Source organism: Collimonas sp. (genome assembly GCF_039923675.1).
In the GTDB taxonomy this organism is placed as follows: Bacteria; Pseudomonadota; Gammaproteobacteria; order Burkholderiales; family Burkholderiaceae_D; genus Collimonas.
Map to the genome: position 1 here is coordinate 1 of NZ_JBDTCG010000085.1, position 17,833 is coordinate 17,833.

Here is a 17,833-nt window from a genome sequence, read left to right on the forward strand (position 1 = left end):
TGATAGCGATGACCGTCCACTTCCAGCCACAGGCCGAGGGCGTGCGGATCCGCCACTTCGTCGGCAGTCACCAGCCACGGGCCGAGCGGGCCGAAAGTATCGCAACCCTTGCCCTTGTCCCAGGTGCCGCCCAGCTCCAGCTGGTACTGGCGTTCCGAGACATCGTTGATCACGCAATAGCCGGCGACATGTTTGAGAGCGTCCGCTTCTTGTATATAGCGGCCGCCGGCGCCGATCACCACACCCAGCTCCACTTCCCAGTCGGTCTTCAGCGAGCCGCGCGGGATTTCGACGTCGTCGTCCGGTCCGCAGATGGCGCTGGTCCATTTGTTGAACACCACGGGTTCCGGCGGTACGTCCAGGCCGGATTCGGCGGCGTGGTCGGCATAGTTCAAGCCGATGCAGATGAACTTGCCGACGGCGCCCACGCATGGCCCGAGGCGCAAGCCCTGCTGCGGCGTGCCGTCCACCAGCGGCAGGCTCTGCAGATCCAGGGCGCGCAGCTTGTCCAGTTCCTGCGGCGTCAGAACATGGCCGGCGATATCCGCCACCACGCCCGCCAGGCTGCGCACGCGCCCCTGCGCATCCAGCACTCCCGGTTTTTCCTGGCCCTTGGGGCCGTATCTCAACAACTTCATGGCATCGCTTTCATAATCGGATTCAAGTTCAAATTCAGATTCAGGCTCAACGGGATCGCATCAATCGGCATCAATCGACATTAATTGGACCAGCCGCCATCGATCAAATGGATGGCGCCGGTGGTAAAAGATGATTCGTCGGATGCCAGGTACAACGCCAGGGCTGCAATTTCTTCGGCCTTGCCTACCCGCCCCATCGGCTGGCGAGCAACGAAGCCAGCCTGGATTTCAGCAATCGGCTTGCCCTGCTGCAGGGCTTGTTCCTTGATCCGCGCTTCCAGCGAAGGCGATTCCACGGTGCCCGGACAAATCGCGTTGCAGCGGATACCTCTGGCGACGAAATCGGCGGCGACAGCCTTGGTCAGGCCGATGACCGCCGCTTTCGTCGTTCCATAGGCAAAGCGGTTCGGCACGCCTTTGACGCTGGAGGCGGCGGACGCCATGTTGATGATGGACCCGCCGCCCTGCGCCAGCATGCCTGGCAGCAGCGCCTGGATCAGCCGGTACATGGAGGACACATTGAGATCCCAGGAAAATTGCCAGTCCTTTTCGCTGCACTCGAGAATGCTGCCGGCGTGGACATAGCCGGCGCAGTTGAACAGCACGTCGAACGGCGCTTCTGCTTGCGCCAGGGCAGCCACGGCCTTGGCGTCGGTGACGTCGAGAAGCTGGGTGACGAGGGCGCCGCCCTCTGCGCGCGCAAGCGCCGCGGTGTCTTCAAGAACGGCAGGATTGATATCCGTAGCCAGCACCTGCGCGCCTTCGCGGGCAAACATCAGGGCGCTGGCGCGTCCTATACCCTGGCCTGCGGCGGTCACTAAAATGCGTTTTCCATGCAATCTCATTGAAACTGTCTCCTTGTTGTTTTGTCCGAACCTGGCAGCTTTCATCCAACATCAGCCAATTGGTCCATTGGTTGGACCAATAATAGTGCTTAAATTTTGGCTTTGCAATAAAAAAATACGGATTTATTGCCATAACAACGCTGGACAATTGCACTTATTGTGCACAAATCGCCAGCCGGGATATTTGCGCAAGTCCCGCAAATATCCCGTTTTCCAGTCTGGCGCTATGGCAAAATAGGCAAGGTTTATTTTATGCAGAGGCAGTCTTCCCACTGGCGCAGCCGCCACAAACCGAATCCCGAATCAAACAGTCGTCCTTAGCGTATATATGTCCATCCATTTGTCCATCCACTTCCCCACAGATTGGAAATTTCATGCATCTATTCCGTAAGCGCCCCTGGTCAAACCGGGTGTTGTCCTGCGTGCTGGCCGCAGCCTGCGGCATCGGCTTCACCGGTATTACAGAAGCAGCAACTACCCTCCCTGCCGGCGTGACCCAGGGTCCCTCCGCTGAAGGCATCACCGAATACGAGTTTGCCAACGGCTTCAAAGTCCTGCTGTTCCCCGATTCCTCCAAGCCGACCGTGACTGTCAACATGACCTATCTGGTCGGTTCGCGTTTCGAGAATTACGGCGAAACCGGCATGGCGCATTTGCTGGAACACTTGATGTTCAAGGGCACCCCGAACCACCCTTCGATTCCCAAGGATTTCAGCCAGCGCGGCATGTCGTTCAACGGCACAACCAATGTCGACCGCACCAATTACTATGAAATCTTCCAGGCCGGCGACGACAACCTGAAGTGGGCGATCAACATGGAAGCCGATCGCATGCTGCATTCCTTCATTGCCCGCAAAGACCTGGACAGTGAAATGACCGTGGTCCGCAATGAATATGAAGAGGGCGAGAATTCGCCGTTCGGCGTGCTGATCAAGCGCTTGCAAGGGGTTGCCTACGATTGGCACAACTACGGCAAGCCGACCATCGGCAACCGCAGCGATATCGAAAACGTCAAGATCGAAAACCTGCAGGCTTTCTATCGCACCTACTACCAGCCGGACAACGCCGTGTTGCTGATCGCCGGCAAATTCGATCCGGCCGCCACGCTGGCATGGGTCAACCAGGCTTTCGGCAAGCTGCCGAAGCCAACCCGCAAGATGCGCGAGTTCTGGACCGTGGAACCGACCCAGGATGGCGAACGCAGCGTCACAGTGCGACGCCAGGGCGATGTCCAGGTGGTCGCGGTAGCCTATAAAATTCCAAGCGAACTGCATCCGGACAGCGATGCGCTGTCGTATGCGGGTGCGATCCTGGCGGATACGCCTAACGGCCGCTTGCACAAATCCCTGGTGGAAACCGGCAAAGCTACAGCCGTGTTCAACTATGAAATGACCGGCTATGCGCCAGGCCTGGAAATCATCGCCGCCGTAGTCAAGAAGGGCGAGCCGATTGAACCGGTACGGCAAGCGCTGATCGACGGCATCGAGCAGTTCGCCAAGACCCCGCCGACGCCGGAAGAAATGGAACGGGTGCGCCTGGCCAACGCCAATGCCTTCGAAAAACTGCTGAACGATCACCAACGCGTCGGCGTCGCCATGTCCAGCACGATTGCGCTGGGCGACTGGCGCCTGCTGTTCCTCGGCCGCGACCGCTCCAACAAGGTCACCTCGGCCCAGGTAGCTGCGGTTGCAGCGCACTACTTCACGCGTGACAACCGCACGGTCGGCTTGTTCCTGCCGGAAGACAAGCCGTTGCGCGCCGATGTCCCTGCGGCGCCAGCCCTGGCCGACGTGATGAAGGAATACAAGCCGGCGCAGGCAATTGCCGACGGCGAAGCATTCGACCCTTCGCAAGCCAATATCGACGCCCGTACCCAGCGTTCGCAGATAGGCGGACTGAAACTGGCGCTGCTGCCGAAAAAGACGCGCGGCGAAACCGTTTCGGTCAGACTCGACTTGAAGTGGGGCGATGAAAAGAGCCTGTTCGGCAAGAAGATGGCATCCGAGCTGTCCGGTGCCATGCTGATGCGCGGCACCACCACCCTGACCCGCGAACAACTGGCCGATGAATTCTCCAAGCTGAAAATCAGCGGTGGCCTGACGCAGTTCCAGACCACCCGCGCCAACCTGCCGGCCGCCTTGCAACTGGTCGCGAGCGTGCTCAAGCAGCCGCGTTTCGATCCGGCTGAATTCGAACGCCTGCGCAAGGAATCGCTGGTCGGCCTGGAAGCATCGCGCAACGAGCCAAACACATTGGCGGCTGAAGCCATCTCGCAGCATTTCAATAAATACCCGCAAGGCCATTGGCTGGCGGCGCAAACCATCGACCAGCAAATCGCCAGCATCCAGGCCGAATCGCTGGCTGACGTCAGCGCTTTCCATCACGACTTTTACGGCGCATCGCAAGGCGAACTGGCGATCGTCGGCGATTTCGACGTGGCTGCGGTGACCAAGGTGGTGCAGGATGAATTCGGCAGCTGGAAAAGCGCAGCGCCGTACCAGCGCCAGATCCGCCAGAACTTTGACGTGGCGCCGTTCCAGCAAGTGATCAATTCGCCGGACAAGGAAAACGGTTTCTACGTAGCGCGCGAAAACCTCGACATGCGCGACGACGATGCCGACTATCCGGCCATGATGGTAGCCAATTACCTGTTCGGCGGCGGCAGCCTGAAATCGCGCCTGATGGACCGTGTGCGACAGAAAGACGGCCTGTCCTACGGCATCGGTTCCTCGGTAGACATCAGCGCCATCAGCCGCGCCGCCCACTTCTCGGTACAAGCCATCGCCGCCCCGCAGAATCTTGAAAAGGTCGATCTGGCAGTCAAGGAAGAACTGGCCCGCGCATTGAAAGAAGGTTTCAGCGCCGACGAACTGGCCCGCGCCAAATCCGGCATCCTGCAAGAAAACCAGCGCGCCCGTTCCCAAGACAGCGCCCTCAGCGCCGGCTGGGCCAGATATCTTGATCTAGACCGCACCTTCGTCTGGAGCAAACAGATCGAAGACAAGATCAGCGCGCTGACCATCGACCAGGTCAACGACGCATTCCGTAAACACATCGACCCAAGCAAGCTCAGTGTAGTGATCGCGCGCGATGAAGTAAAAGCGAAAGCAAACGCCACCGTAGCCGCAAAACCGTAAGAATCAGCAAGCAAACAAAAGCCGCTGCCGTGTTCGCAATGAAACAAGCGAACACGGCAGCGGCTTTTTTCTTTTGTTGTTGTAGTTGTAGTTGCGGTTGTTTTTGAAGTACTCCGTAGCCCATTAAAAGGGGTCAGAGTAATTTACGACGATGAAGCTGTCGTAAAAAAACTCCGACCCCATTTAACTACTTACTTTGGATGTAACAAGGAGCGGCGACGCGCGTAGCCGAAGTACACCACGAAACCAATCGCCAACCAGCAAAGGAACGCAATCCAAGTCACAGCCTGCAAATGAAACATCAAGAACACACAAAACCCAATCGCCGCCAACGGCACAAACGGCACCCCCGGACAACGAAACGCCCGCGGCAAATCAGGCCGCGTCCTACGCAACACCAGCACCGCCACAGCAATCAACGAAAACGCCATCAAGGTCCCGATATTGATCAGCTCAGCCAGAATATTCAAAGGAATCAACGCCGCAATAAATGCAAACACCACCCCCACCAGCCAGGTGGTAAAGAACGGCGTAGCAAAGCGCGGATGAATGCCAGACAACTTCTTAGGCAGCAAACCATCCCGCGACATCGCAAACAAAATCCGCGTCTGCCCGTAAGTCATCACCAGAATCACCGTAGTCATACCGATGATCGCCCCCAGATCGACAAAGCCCGCCACCCAGTTCTCCCCCGCATACTGCAACGCCAGCGACACCGGATGATCAACCCCCGCAAATTTCTGGAACGGCACGATGCCCGTCATGATCGCTGCCACCACCACATACAGCAGCGCACAAATCCCCAGCGAAGCGATGATCCCGATAGGCAGGTTGCGCGCCGGATTTTTCACTTCTTCCGCAGCCGAAGTCACCGCATCAAAACCGATAAAGGCAAAGAACACGATCGCCGCGGCATTGAACACCCCGTTATAGCCGAACGGGAGATAAGGCTGCCAGTTGGCCGGCTGCACATGGCCGAAGCCGACCACGATAAACAGCAACACCACTGCGATCTTGATGAACACCATGATGTTGTTGGCGCGCGCCGATTCGCGGATGCCGATCGACAGCAAGCCGGTAACCACCAGCAAGATGCAGAACGCCGGCAGATTGAACCAGGTGGTCACGCCCGGCACGGCACCCGGCGCCGCAGTCAACACCACAGGCAAGCCGATGCCGAAGCCGGACAGCAGCGATTGCATATAACCCGACCAGCCCACCGATACCGCCGAGGTCGCCAGGCCGTACTCCAGCATCAGGTCCCAGCCGATGATCCAGGCCACCAGTTCACCCATCGTCGCATAGCTATAGGTATAGATCGAGCCGGAGACCGGCACCGTGGAAGAGAATTCGGCGTAGCACAGCGCCGCGAAACCGCAAGCGATGGCCGCCAATATGAACGATAGCGAGAGTCCAGGCCCGGCCAGCAAGGCGCCGGTGCCGGTCAGGACGAAAATACCGGTGCCGACAATCGCGCCGACACCCAGCAGGGTCAGGTCCATGGCGCCCAGCGTACGCTGCAGGCCGGTATCGGTATGGCTGGAACGGATCATCTGATCCAGATCTTTGGTACGAAATAAACTCATGCAGCAACTTCCTTTGAAAACGATGACGCCGCTCAAGCCAGCGCTTCCCCCACGGCAACCAGAGGAGATAATGAAAAAGGCAACAATTATACTTGCTGCCGCCATCCGCCTCGAAAAAGCAGGCTATACCGCAGACTCGAAGTTGCGCTGCAAGTGCACATTTTCGCTTTGCACCAAAAGAGCGCTACCAGTCCACTCAGGAAAAGAGCAGCTCGGATAATTTAAATAAAAATCAATATAAACAATAATTTAAGTCTATATCGAGCGCACCAAAATGAGACCACAAATTTATTAAAGCAATACCAGTTAGATACAGGTTGACAGCCACTTTTCCTGCTCCTACAGTGCCCTTAATTCCATATTTCCATATGGAAATACGGAAGATGACGGATGAGATGCTGTCGGCCTTCGGCAATCTGGCGCAGCGGCATTTGCAACGGCTTCGATTCTTGGTTCACATCGCATGACAGTCTCGGCATGCCTTCCGGCAGCCGAGGCTGCTGACCAACCTTCTCAGGAGAGAAAATTGAAACTGAAACTCATACAGGGCCTCATGCTGGCCCTGGCCTGCAGCGCCGTGACGACTGGCAGCGCTGACGCCAGTCCCTTGATAGCGAGCGCGCAGGCTGCGACAACGGTATCCTGCTACGCCGCCTGGGACGCCAGCGTGGCGTACACCGGCGGCGCCACCGTCAGCTACAACGGCGTCAATTACAAAGCGAACTGGTGGACGCAGGGGAACAATCCGTCGACCAACAACGGCGGCTCGGGCACCGGCCAGCCATGGACCATCGTCACCAGCTGCGGCGGCACCGTCACACCTCCGCCTCCGCCACCACCGCCTCCTCCGCCACCAGGTGGCGGCACCACGCCGGCCGGCTTCGTTTTCAGTCCGTACAAGGATGGCAGCATCAACCTGAACTGGAATACCTATGCCATGAGCACCGCCGTCACCGGCAGTACGCAGACGGTATTGAACGCCATGCCAGCCAAAGTCAGCACCCTGACCTGGGCCTTTGCGACCGGCGCCTGCGGTAGCGAAAACTGGGGCGGCGTATCGGCATCGGCCTTTGCTGCAGCCAACGTGCAGCCTTTCGTCAACGCCGGCAAGAAGTACATCGTCTCCACCGGCGGCGCATCGGGCTCCTTCACTTGCACCAACGATGCCGACTTCAAGAAATTTATCCAGACCTATTATTCGGCCAACCTGGTCGGCATAGATTTCGATATAGAAGCCGGTCAGACCACAGCGGATATCAACAACCTCGTGCTGCGGGTGAAAAACGCGCAAGCGGCTTATCCGAACCTGCGCTTCAGCTTCACGGTGGCGACGCTGGGCGGCAATGTCTCGCCTAGCCTGGGTTACTACGGCGTCCTGGTGATGCAGTCGATCCAGGCCTACGGCCTGATCAACTACACCATCAACCTGATGGCGATGGACTACGGCAGCCCGGCCGGCGGCAATTGCATCACCAACAGCAGCGGCGCTTGCAACATGGGCGCTTCGGCGGTCCAGTCGGCGATCAACCTGCATAACCAGAACGGCGTGCCGTACAACCAGATCGAGGTCACTCCAATGATCGGCGGCAACGACTCGGCCAATGAAACCTTCTCGATAGCCGATGTGGCGACGCTGGTGAGTTTTGCGCAAACCAACGGCCTGGCAGGGATCCACTACTGGTCCTTCGATCGCGACAATGATTGCGCGCCTGGTTCCGCTTCGCCAACCTGCAATACCTACGGTTCGGCAGGCACCCTGGGCTTCACCAACGCTTTCATCTCGAAGCTGGGTTTATAAGCCGGAACGACGTACCTAAAGCAAAAGCCGGCTCTTCGGAGCCGGCTTTTTTTTGTCCAATACAAATCAGGTGTTACTATTTGTTTAACAAATACCGTTTTCATTTTGCTTCAAAAAGAACCATGACTAAAGTTTTGTACTCCGGATTCGCCTTTCTTGCCGCCGCCATGTTGTCCGGCTGCGCCTCCACTTGGGTCCATCCAAGCAAGCCGCCGACCGAGCTCTATCCCGATGAATTCGCCTGCAAACAGGAAGCCATGCGGATCTATCCGATAGTGGTGGCGAGCCAGTTCAATCCTGGCATGCAAACGCCGGGCAATACTTTTTGCAAGAAAAATGATAATGGCGATACCAGATGCACCACCTATCCTGGCATGTACACGCCGCCCAGCTACTCGCAGTACGATATCAATAATCGCGACAGAGACGAGATGGTGAAATCCTGCCTTTATTCACGAGGCTGGCATCTGGAGTAAGCAGCAAGAAGGCCCTGCCAGACAGGCAGGAGCGATTATTTCGGTGGCAGCAAATCCGCCGCCACCTTGTCCAGCAAGGCTGCATTGCGATCGGCAGAGAGCTGCCAGAACATCGCTCCGCCCAGCCCCATCCGCTTCAAATACCTGATCTTGTAATCCAGTGATTCGGGATCGTCGTAGCTGACAAATTCGCCGGTATCGGGATTGAACAGATAGGGCACCTTTGCAGCGTCATTCCAGTAGCGGGTGAAGCCATTGCGGTTCACCAGCGTGCTGTCGATATCTGCATAGTCCAGCTCGCCCTCCTCTGTGCTGCCGCGGCCTTTTCCGTCGCAGTCCTGGTGCTGGCCGTGCAAGGTTGCACCGCATTTTTTCCAGCTATAGCCATAGAAAGGCATGCCCAGCACCAGTTTGCGGGCCGGAATCCCGTCTTGCAAGGCCATCTCCACGGTGCTGCTGACATTGAACCTGGGATTGGCTTCGGGCCGCGCCAGCGCCGGGTCGTTATACAGCGGCGCGACATGGCCGGCGAATTTATTCCATGAACCGCTGAAGTCATAGGTCATGATGTTGACCCAGTCCAGGATCGCCGCGACCTTGGCCATGTCGGTGTTCTGGAAAAAAGCCTGGTTGTTGCCAACCGCGGCGGTCAACAGATAGCTGCGGCGCTCTTGCTTGCCGGCGCTGTCGAGCTGGTTGCGCAGGGCTTGCATCAAGAGCGTGTAGTTCTGCTTGTTTTCCGGCCGCATGACGTTACCCGCATCGCCGCCGGCTACCGGAAATTCCCAGTCGATATCGACGCCGTCAAAGCCGTTCTTGCGGATGAAATCCAGCGCACTGGCGGCGAATTTCTTGCGCGCTTGCGGCGTCAGGGCGACATTGGAAAAATCCTTTGAGCCGGCCCAGCCGCCGACCGAGATCAAGGTCTTGAGCGCAGGATTTTTGTGCTTCAGCGCCCGCAGCGCGACAAAATCGCGCAGCCCTTGTTCGGCGCTGATGGCCTGGTCGGCCGCTACTTCACCATCCTTGATGACCGCGAAGGCATAATTCAGATGCGTGATTTTAGCCGGATCGATATCTGCCACGGAATATTGGCGCTGCGACGGCAAATAGTAGGCGACGACTTTGTATCCCGGCTTGCCGGTTGCACCGTCAGCATTGGCCATCAACGGCAGCAGCGCCGCCATCAGCATCGTTAATCGAATCAGTTTCATCGGGCATCCGTCTGGTGGGTAATTTAAAAATCGCAATTCGACGCCAATGGCGGCGTCATCGCGGGCACGGTATCGACCTGATGCGTGCCGGCTTTGCGATAGCCGCTCACCGCTGCATCCACCTGCGCCGGCGACAGCAGCCGGTCCTTGGCGTGCAGCACCCAGGCGACATCCTGCCGGTAGCTGCGCTGCGCCTTGGTATCGGGCAGCACGCCGCTCGGCGAAAACCACAGGTTGAAATTGATCGACATCGGCAGCGCCGGATAATTGCGGCCACCGTGCTCGTCGAGCTGCAAGCCATCCAGGAAATAACGGATCTTGCCGGCGACGACTTGCATCATCACGGTGTGCCAGCCACCCAAGGCGCGCTGCTCTTCGTGCACCTGGTTGAAGGCGTTCCAGGGTTCCATCTGCACGGTTTGCCAGGACACGCTATACAAGCGGCTATGCGGATTGCCCCAGCCGCCGTTGGGCAGATATTCCCAATCGAGTTCACTGTATTGCGGATCGAAATCATGCTTCAGCGGACTGGATGTATAAAAAGCCTCGACCACCAGATCGCCGCCGGGACCCGCTACGGGAGCATCGCTGAAGCGAATGCGGGCGGCATAGGTGCCTTCGAAATATTTGCGCTGATGGCAAAGCTGCGCCTGGAATGTACCCGGCGCCGTACCGTCAGTGCGCGCGTTCAGGCGCAGCAGGCGTTCGCCGCCGAGCTCCGGATCATCCACCAGGCTGATCGTGTCCGGCCCCCAATGGCCATGCTCTATGCCGGGATGGCCTTGCTGGTCGCGGATTTTCCAGCCGCCGGCCACCAGCGCCTTGGTGTCTGCGTAGTGGAAATCGTCAAAGAAAATCGCATCAGCGGCAGCCATGGCGCTGCCCGCCGCCAACATGGCAGCCAGCGCCAGCAAGCTATTTTTTAAATATTTCATCGCTAGCTTGCCACCGCCCGCGCTGCATCTGCGGCAGCTTTTTCATGACGTCCGATCGGCACGATGCGCGACAGCAGCAGCACCGGTATCGCCGAAATCAGCACCCACAGGAAAAAGTGCTGGTAGCCAAGCGCCGCCTGGACCGAACCGCTGACGATCTTGAACAGCACATAACCCAGCTGCATGATGCCGGTGCCGAGCGCATAGTGCGCCATCTGGTACTTGCCGACCGCGACTTCCTGCATGATGAACAGGATCAGCCCGACGAAGCCGAAACCATAGCCGAACATTTCCAGGCTCAGCGCAGCGCCGATCACGCCGAGGTTGGTAGGCATCGCCGTACTCAAGAAAAAGTAGGCGAGGTTCGGCAGGTTCATCGCCAGGATCAGGAAGAACATGCTGCGTTTCAAGCCGCGCCAGGCGGTGAAGTAGCCGCCCAGCAGGCTGCCGCCGATGAAAGCCACGGTAGCCAAGGTGCCATATACGGCGCCAACTTCTGCAGTCGCCAAGCCCAGGCCGCCTTCAGCCCGCGCGGCGCGCAGAAACAGAGGGCCGATGGTGGTGATCTGCCCTTCCCCGGCGCGGAACAGGATGATGAACAGGATCGCCAGCCAGATGCCAGGCTTCTGGAAGAAATCGATAATCACTTCGCGCAGGGTCAGCCAGACGCCCCTCATCACACCCTTGCCACCGGCCGGACGCTCCGGATTACGGCCAACCGGCAAAGCCCATAAATGATAGACCGCTAGCAGCAGCATGCTGATCGCAAGCATGCCGAATATCAGGCTCCAGGCTTGCACCACCGGCATGCGTTTCTCAAAATACCCGGCCAGCACCACTAGCCCGCCCATCGAAAAAAAGCGCGCGACATTGTAGAAGCCGCCCTGCCAGCCGGCATAGGTAGCCTGCTCGGTCGAACTAAGGCTGGCAATGTACAAGCCGTCGGCGGCGATATCATGCGTCGCTGAAGAAATCGCCACCAGTCCCAGCAAGGCGATGCTGACCGCGAAATAATTCGGCAAATGCAAGGCCAGCGCCACTAATCCGAGACTCGCACCGCCGAAAAACTGGAACAGCAAGACGATCGCCTTCTTGCTGCGCGCCGCTTCCAGGAACGGACTCCAGAGCGGCTTGAAGACCCATACAAAACCCAGCATTCCGGTCCACAGCGCGATCTGATCGTTGGCCATGCCCATGCTCTTGTACATCAGGCCGGCAATGGTCGCCACCACAAAATACGGCAGGCCCTCGGCGAAATACAGAGTCGGCACCCAAAGTGCGGGATGGCGCTCGGGCTTTTCTTCAATGCGCATGTCAACGGCCGCCTTGGGTAAGATGATCGATTCTGCGTTGCCGCGCTCGTATTCGCGTTCGTACTCGTATTCGTAGGCCATTCCGGTCCCTGATTTATTGCGGACCGCTAGGCATCGCTGCCAGCGGAATCCTGCCATGCGCTTCCAATGTCCCCGCCAGCCAGTCGCCAACCGCATCCAGCGCCGCTGCGGAAAAGCCGTAGGTGATCAAAGCCGGCGCAGCGATATCCAAGGTCTGAAACGGGTTCCACAAGGCCAGATGCAGGTCGGGACGCCAGCTTTGGCGCGCCCTGGCGCCGTAGCGCAAGCGGGTGGTCGAAGCCAGGATCACGGTGCGGTCATCGTCCGGCAAAGCAGCCCAGTCAAACTCTTCGGCATCGTCGAAAGTGACAAGCTCGACATCGTAGCGCCGCGCCAGCAAGTCGGCGACCGCGCCGGCTGGCAAGCCTGCTTCTGCAACGCCGTCGCCGGCGGCATCGGCGCAAGCCACCAGGCGCACTTTTGCGCCGTCTGCCAAGCGCTGCGGTTTACCGCTGATGGTCAAGCCGCGCCGCCAGGCATCCGCCATCAGGCGCTGATCGTCAGGTTCGGTCAGGTAGCCGAAAGCCGCGCAAGGATACGTAGTAGCCAGGCCGTCGAGGCGCGCCAGGCGGGCTTCTATGTTAGCGCGGCCAAGATTACTGCCCTGCTCTGCCGCGCCCAGCGCCGCTGCCAATGCAACCAGGGTTTCTTCCTGGGTGCTGCGGTTACCCAAGGCCATCACCATGTCGGCGCCAGCGGCCAACGCTTGCACGGCAGCCTTGCCGACGCCATAACGGCCGGCGATTGCGTGCATGTCCATGCCGTCGGTGATGATGACGCCGCGGTAATCCCATTCGGTGCGCAACAGATCCGTCAGGATCTTGCGCGACAAGGTGGCCGGATGTTCCGCATCCAGCGCCGGATAGACGATGTGTGCGCTCATCATGGCGGGCGCCCGCCGCGCCGCCTCGAACGGCGCCAGTTCCAGCGCATCCAGCGCGCTACGCGGTTTGTCGACGGTAGGCAGGTCGCGATGTGAATCGACGTGGGTATCGCCATGTCCCGGAAAATGCTTGACGCAGCAAGCCACGCCTTCCGACAGGCTGCCTTCCATCCACGCCAGCGCCAGCTCGGTGGCGCGCTGCGGATCGGAGCCGAAGGAACGCTCGCCGATTACAGGATTGGCGGGATTGTTATTCAGATCCAGCACCGGCGCGAAATTCCAGTTGAAGCCGAGCGACCTGATGCCGCGCGCGACCGCAGCGCCGACTGCGTGCGCCAGCGCCACGTCATCGGTGGCGCCCAGCGACATCGCCGCCGGCGGCGCCGGCAGCCAGGTTGCACGCACCACCGCGCCACCTTCCTGGTCGATGCCGATCAGTGCATTCGGTCCCATCACCGCACGCAAGTCGGCGGTCAGCTTGCTCAACTGCTCGGCGTTGACCATGTTCTGGCGAAACAGGCAGACCGCGCGGATGTGGTTGTCGCGTAAAAATTGCGCGGTTTCGTCATCCAGCACGGTGCCTGGCATGCGGATCATGATCAATTGCCCGGCGATCTGGCGCGCCGTATTATCGGTATATTTCATATTACAGCTCCATCTGCCCGACGCTAAAATGTGCGCCGGTATAAGTCTGGCTAAAATAAACGCCAATATTCCGACCAAGTCATTCCCGCGAACGCGGGAATCCATCTTAGTTGCCGGTCATTTGGCAGCGTGGATCCCCGCGTTCGCGGGGATGACGGCGTTTCTAATTTGTCTTTGTAACTTTACTCAAATGCCTTGGCCGGTCGGGATCAAGGCCACGTGCGATAGACAGATTGGCAGCCATCACGTAGAAAGCCTGAATCGCTACTATCGGGTCCAGATCCGGCGTCGGTCCCACTGGCAAGGTCAGGTCGCGCTCGCTGACATCCGCCGGCGCTGCCAGCAGCACGCGCGCACCACGGCCACGCATTTCTTCCGCCAGCTTGAGCAGGCTGGCTTGCGTCGGTCCGCGAGTTGCAAAAATCAGCAAGGGATAACCATCGTCAATCAAGGCCATCGGGCCATGCTTGATCTCCGCGCCGCTAAACGCTTCGGCTTGCAGCACCGAGGTTTCCTTGAACTTGAGCGCCGCTTCCAGCGCCACCGGAAAGCTGGCGCCGCGCCCCACCACCATGATTCTTGAAGCCGGCGCCAATACGTCGATCGCCGCCGACCAGTCCACTTCAGTAGCTGCCTGCAACGCCGCCGGCAAGGCTTCGATCTGCGCCAGGAATTCAGCGTCGTCCTGCCAATGCGCCACCAGTCGTGCAGCTGCCACCAGGCTGGTGATGAAACTCTTGGTCGCCGCCACGCTCAACTCAGGACCCGCATGCAACGGCAGAGTCCATTCAGCGCTGCCAGCCAGCGGTGAAGCGGCATCATTCACCAGCGCGACGGTGGTCGCGCCGCCTTCGCGGAAATACCGGATAGGTTCGATCACGTCGGGGCTCTGGCCTGACTGCGAAATCGCAATCGCCAGGGCGTCCCGCGTCAGCAGCGGCGACTTGTAGAGCGTCACCAGCGACATCGGCAGCGACGCCACGATGCGGCCAAGACGCGCCATGATCAGATAGGCGCAGTAATTGGCGGCGTGGTCTGAACTGCCGCGGGCGACGGTCAGCACATTGCCCGGTTGCGCCGCACGCAGGCGGGCGCCAAGCGCGGCATAACTATCGCCGTCGCGTGTCAGTTGTAAAGCCACATGCTCGGCAGCCGAACACGCTTCCTGCAACATCAGCGAACTAAACTTCTCTGTGATCAATCTGCTCTCCCTCTACATATACTGCGGTTAAAGTAAGTTGCCGGTCCAGCACCACCAGATCGGCATGACAGCCATTGGCCAGACGGCCTCGTTCCGGCAAGCCGAGGTGATCCGCGGCATAGGTCGAGACCCTGTGTGAGGCGTCCGCCAGATCGAGGCCGAGGCCGACCAGATTGCGCAAGGCTTGATCCATGGTCAGCGTGCTGCCGGCCAAGGTGCCGTCGGCCAGCCTGACGCCCCCCATGCATTTGTGTACCTGCTGACGACCCAGCATGTAGTCGCCGTCCGGCATGCCGGTGGCGGCGGTGGAATCGGTCACGCAGTACAACCTGGGGATGGCGCGCAATGCGGCCTTGATCGCACCCGGATGCACATGCAGCAGATCGGGAATCAGTTCCGAATAGCGCGCATGCGCCAGCGCCGCACCGACCATGCCCGGCGCCCGCGCCTGGAAGCCGGTCATGGCGTTGAACAAATGGGTAAAGCCGGAAGCGCCGTGCTGCAACGCCCGCACGCCGTCTTCATAACTGCCCAGGGTATGGCCGATTTGCACCCGCATGCCGGATTCGCTCAGCATGCGCACCACTTCCAGGTGGCCTTCCATCTCGGGCGCGACCGTAATCAGTTTGATCGGCGCCAACGCACTGAGGCGCTCCACTTCCTGCAAGGTTGCGGCGTGCGCAAAATCGGGCTGGGCACCGAGTTTGCCGGGATTGATATACGGCCCTTCCAGATGCACGCCCAGCACCCGCGCAGTGCCGGCGCGGCGCGCGCGGCAAGCGTGGCCACAGGCTTCCAGCGCCTGCTCCAGGTCGCTCAACGGCGAAGTCATGGTGGTCGCCAGCATGCTAGTGGTGCCATGCCGTGCATGAATCGCGGCGATGACATCGACGGCGTCGCCGCCATCCATGATGTCCTTGCCGCCACCGCCGTGGACGTGCAAATCGATGAAACCCGGCAGGATGTAAGGATCGCGGTTATCCGCAGGATCGACCGGCAAGCCGTCGATCGCACTGATGCGGCCGTCGAAATGCAGACTGCCGCTGATCCAGCCGTGCGGCGTCAGGATGTTGCCTCTGAGTGCCCCGCTCCGTTGTTCGCCACTTGATGCGTCGCCTGGCTGACTGCCACCGGTCATCGCCGCAACTCCGCAACGAAATCGTAATAGTCGCTACGGCAATAGGAATGCGACAGCTCGATCGCCGCGCCGTTTTCCAGATAGCCGACACGCGTGATGTGCAGCATCGCCGCACCGGTCTTGATATCCGCCAGCTTGGCCTGGTCGGCGCTGGCGTTGATGGCGCGAATATGCTGCAAGGCGCGCACCGGCGCTACGCCAAGCGTCTCCAGATGCACATACAGGGAATCGGTCACCGCTTTCGGATCCGGCAGATACAAGGCAGGGATGGTGGTGGTTTCGATCGCCATCACCACGTCGTCCGCAGTACGCAGGCGTTTCAGGCGCGACACCACGGTGTTCGGCGACAAACCCAGCGCCAGGATTTCTTCCGCCACGGCGATGCCGGTTTCGCGCAGCAGCCATTGCGATCCAGGACGGAAGCCGCGTTGCCGCAGTTCCTCGCTGAAGTTGGTCAGGCGCGATAACGGCTGCTCCAGCTTGGGCGTGATGTAAGTGCCGGAGCCGCGCTTCCTGATCAGCATGCCGCGCTCACACAAGACATCAATGGCTTTGCGCGCGGTTACCCGCGATATTTCAAGCGACTCCGCCAGGATGCGCTCGGAAGGCAACGCTTCATCCGGCTGCCAGACGCCGCCATTGATTTGCTCGGAAAGCCGATTGACCAGTTGCAGGTATAAAGGCGTGTCGCTGGCGGCATCCGGTTTGAGTTTTTCTATTTGGGCTAGCATGTTTGGTATCCTTTTAAGCGCTGATCAATCAGGCGTAAAGCACCCGCTGCTGCATCGGCATGCGGCTTGACCACCAGCGCCAGCATCGGCTCCGGCAGATAGGGTTGCAAATGTGCGGCGATGCCGCCGCATAGCGCAATTGGGAGTTGCCCGGCGGGGTCGAGCGCGGTTGCAATCCTGGCGACTTCCTGGCCTCCGGCCTGCAGCAGCCGGCGTGCGGTCGGATCGCTGCCGGCGTGCTGGATGACCAGCGGCGCCACTTGCGCATAAGCGGTTTGGCTGGCGCCTGCCAGCCAGGCGAACATGCTGTCGCGATGGTTGTCGAAATAGGCGTCGCGCGCCTGGTTGCTGCAATCGCAGAAATGCAGCAGCGCACGGGAAAAATCGCTGCCCGGCGCACGGCCGTCCAGCACTTGCTGGGCGTAAGTAATGGCGCGCATCCCGAGCCAGGCGCCGCCGGCTTCATCGCTTGCCGGGAAACCCCAGCCGCCGACTTCGCGCCGCTTGCCGTCCGCAGCCAGCACTTCACCGACGCTGCCGGTGCCAATGGCGATAATCACGCCCGGCTGCCCCTGATGTGCGCCAACCAATGTGGTGAAGGCGTCGGTCTCGATCACCGCATCGCCGAAGCCAGGATTTCTGGCGGAAAAGTCGGCTGCCCACTGCCGGTTGTTCACTCCCGCCAGGCCAAGTCCGATCGCCATGTTATCCAGCGCCGGACGGACCAGGCCGGCCGCCGAGAATGCCCCATGCAACGCATCCAGCACCGCCGACCACGCTTGCTCAACGCCGTGCATCAATCCGGAAGGACCGCCGCTGCCGGTTGCCAGCAACGCGCCATCGTTGCGCGCCAGGCGCACGCGGGTGCCGGTGCCACCGCCATCGACGCCAATCAGGTATTCAATCATGTTGTTGCATCCATCGCTTTCATCTGCCACTGGCATTGTTCTTATTAGCGGAAACAAACTGGATTCACTTTATGGGGACAGTCAGTGGCTGTCAACCGGCCTTTAAGTGGTATTAAAATTTTAGTTAAAAACCAGCTTAAAGGCGGCGTTTTCTGATTAAAACACTACTATTTATTACTCCATGAACTGCTCGTTGCCGACGATACCGATCTTGGTGACGCCCAAGCGCTGCGCCGACGCCATCACGGCAGCGACCGACTTGTACTCCACCAGCTTGTTCGGACGCAGATGCACTTCATCGATA

Annotated in this window: 14 protein-coding genes and 1 pseudogene; 3 read left to right on the top strand and 12 right to left on the bottom strand. The window is 59.5% G+C overall.

What is annotated here, in order from left to right; genetic code table 11:
• Together ABI171_RS18490 and ABI171_RS18495 are read right to left on the bottom strand one after the other, a co-directional pair.
• Positions 1-638, bottom strand: a 638-nt coding sequence (locus ABI171_RS18490; protein ID WP_348094001.1) for a fumarylacetoacetate hydrolase family protein, incomplete at its 3' end; no start/stop codon positions are given.
• A gap of 80 nt (positions 639-718) precedes the next feature.
• Positions 719-1,483: an SDR family oxidoreductase gene (locus ABI171_RS18495; protein ID WP_348094002.1), complete on the bottom strand. Its 765-nt coding sequence runs from the start codon at positions 1,481-1,483 to the stop codon at positions 719-721.
• A gap of 374 nt (positions 1,484-1,857) precedes the next feature.
• Here ABI171_RS18495 and ABI171_RS18500 point away from each other — a divergent pair, with 374 nt between their 5' ends.
• Complete coding sequence (locus ABI171_RS18500; RefSeq protein ID WP_348094003.1) at positions 1,858-4,620, top strand: pitrilysin family protein; 2,763 nt, start codon at positions 1,858-1,860, stop codon at positions 4,618-4,620.
• A gap of 191 nt (positions 4,621-4,811) precedes the next feature.
• On the opposite strand, the gene ABI171_RS18505 is transcribed toward ABI171_RS18500, so the two are convergent.
• The gene (locus ABI171_RS18505; protein ID WP_348094004.1) at positions 4,812-6,206 is read right to left on the bottom strand and encodes an amino acid permease; all 1,395 of its coding nucleotides are present in this window, start codon (positions 6,204-6,206) and stop codon (positions 4,812-4,814) included.
• Between the two features lie 526 nt (positions 6,207-6,732).
• Between ABI171_RS18505 and ABI171_RS18510 the strand changes: the two genes are divergently transcribed.
• Both ABI171_RS18510 and ABI171_RS18515 read left to right on the top strand, forming a co-directional pair.
• Complete coding sequence (locus ABI171_RS18510; protein WP_348094006.1) at positions 6,733-8,004, top strand: carbohydrate-binding protein; 1,272 nt, start codon at positions 6,733-6,735, stop codon at positions 8,002-8,004.
• A gap of 122 nt (positions 8,005-8,126) precedes the next feature.
• The gene (locus tag ABI171_RS18515; RefSeq protein WP_348094007.1) at positions 8,127-8,480 is read left to right on the top strand and encodes a hypothetical protein; all 354 of its coding nucleotides are present in this window, start codon (positions 8,127-8,129) and stop codon (positions 8,478-8,480) included.
• 35 nt (positions 8,481-8,515) lie between these two features.
• Here the strand turns inward: ABI171_RS18515 and ABI171_RS18520 are convergent, their stop codons facing one another.
• From ABI171_RS18520 to ABI171_RS18560, 9 genes and pseudogenes are all read right to left on the bottom strand, one after another.
• Positions 8,516-9,694, bottom strand: a complete 1,179-nt coding sequence (locus tag ABI171_RS18520) for a glycoside hydrolase family 18 protein (protein WP_348094008.1) — start codon at positions 9,692-9,694, stop codon at positions 8,516-8,518.
• A 23-nt stretch (positions 9,695-9,717) separates the two neighbouring features.
• On the bottom strand, positions 9,718-10,629 hold the full coding sequence (locus tag ABI171_RS18525; RefSeq protein WP_348094009.1) for a glycoside hydrolase family 16 protein: 912 nt from the start codon (positions 10,627-10,629) through the stop codon (positions 9,718-9,720).
• A gap of 2 nt (positions 10,630-10,631) precedes the next feature.
• Positions 10,632-12,023: an MFS transporter gene (locus tag ABI171_RS18530; protein WP_348094010.1), complete on the bottom strand. Its 1,392-nt coding sequence runs from the start codon at positions 12,021-12,023 to the stop codon at positions 10,632-10,634.
• Between the two features lie 13 nt (positions 12,024-12,036).
• Positions 12,037-13,551, bottom strand: a complete 1,515-nt coding sequence (gene nagZ / locus ABI171_RS18535; protein WP_348094011.1) for a beta-N-acetylhexosaminidase — start codon at positions 13,549-13,551, stop codon at positions 12,037-12,039.
• A gap of 163 nt (positions 13,552-13,714) precedes the next feature.
• Positions 13,715-14,725 (bottom strand): SIS domain-containing protein, encoded by a 1,011-nt coding sequence (locus tag ABI171_RS18540; protein ID WP_348094015.1) that lies wholly within the window; start codon positions 14,723-14,725, stop codon positions 13,715-13,717.
• A gap of 7 nt (positions 14,726-14,732) precedes the next feature.
• On the bottom strand, positions 14,733-15,890 hold the full coding sequence (gene nagA, locus ABI171_RS18545; protein WP_348094012.1) for an N-acetylglucosamine-6-phosphate deacetylase: 1,158 nt from the start codon (positions 15,888-15,890) through the stop codon (positions 14,733-14,735).
• Positions 15,887-16,621, bottom strand: a complete 735-nt coding sequence (locus tag ABI171_RS18550; RefSeq protein ID WP_348094013.1) for a GntR family transcriptional regulator — start codon at positions 16,619-16,621, stop codon at positions 15,887-15,889. The genes nagA and ABI171_RS18550 overlap by 4 nt, the downstream gene beginning before the upstream one ends.
• A complete protein-coding gene (locus ABI171_RS18555; protein WP_348094014.1) occupies positions 16,615-17,529 on the bottom strand; it encodes a BadF/BadG/BcrA/BcrD ATPase family protein in 915 nt (304 codons plus the stop codon). The genes ABI171_RS18550 and ABI171_RS18555 overlap by 7 nt, the downstream gene beginning before the upstream one ends.
• A gap of 174 nt (positions 17,530-17,703) precedes the next feature.
• Positions 17,704-17,833, bottom strand: a pseudogene (locus tag ABI171_RS18560) (biopolymer transporter ExbD); the annotation flags it as partial.

Coding starts and splice junctions, on each gene's coding strand:
- ABI171_RS18530 (WP_348094010.1), bottom strand. CDS start 12,023: ATGGCCTACGAATACGAGTACGAACGCGAATACGAGCGCGGCAACGCA.
- ABI171_RS18540 (WP_348094015.1), bottom strand. CDS start 14,725: ATGTTGCAGGAAGCGTGTTCGGCTGCCGAGCATGTGGCTTTACAACTG.
- ABI171_RS18555 (WP_348094014.1), bottom strand. CDS start 17,529: ATGATTGAATACCTGATTGGCGTCGATGGCGGTGGCACCGGCACCCGC.
- ABI171_RS18515 (WP_348094007.1), top strand. CDS start 8,127: ATGACTAAAGTTTTGTACTCCGGATTCGCCTTTCTTGCCGCCGCCATG.
- nagZ (WP_348094011.1), bottom strand. CDS start 13,551: ATGAAATATACCGATAATACGGCGCGCCAGATCGCCGGGCAATTGATC.
- ABI171_RS18525 (WP_348094009.1), bottom strand. CDS start 10,629: ATGAAATATTTAAAAAATAGCTTGCTGGCGCTGGCTGCCATGTTGGCG.
- ABI171_RS18495 (WP_348094002.1), bottom strand. CDS start 1,483: ATGAGATTGCATGGAAAACGCATTTTAGTGACCGCCGCAGGCCAGGGT.
- ABI171_RS18500 (WP_348094003.1), top strand. CDS start 1,858: ATGCATCTATTCCGTAAGCGCCCCTGGTCAAACCGGGTGTTGTCCTGC.
- ABI171_RS18505 (WP_348094004.1), bottom strand. CDS start 6,206: ATGAGTTTATTTCGTACCAAAGATCTGGATCAGATGATCCGTTCCAGC.
- ABI171_RS18550 (WP_348094013.1), bottom strand. CDS start 16,621: ATGCTAGCCCAAATAGAAAAACTCAAACCGGATGCCGCCAGCGACACG.
- ABI171_RS18520 (WP_348094008.1), bottom strand. CDS start 9,694: ATGAAACTGATTCGATTAACGATGCTGATGGCGGCGCTGCTGCCGTTG.
- nagA (WP_348094012.1), bottom strand. CDS start 15,890: ATGACCGGTGGCAGTCAGCCAGGCGACGCATCAAGTGGCGAACAACGG.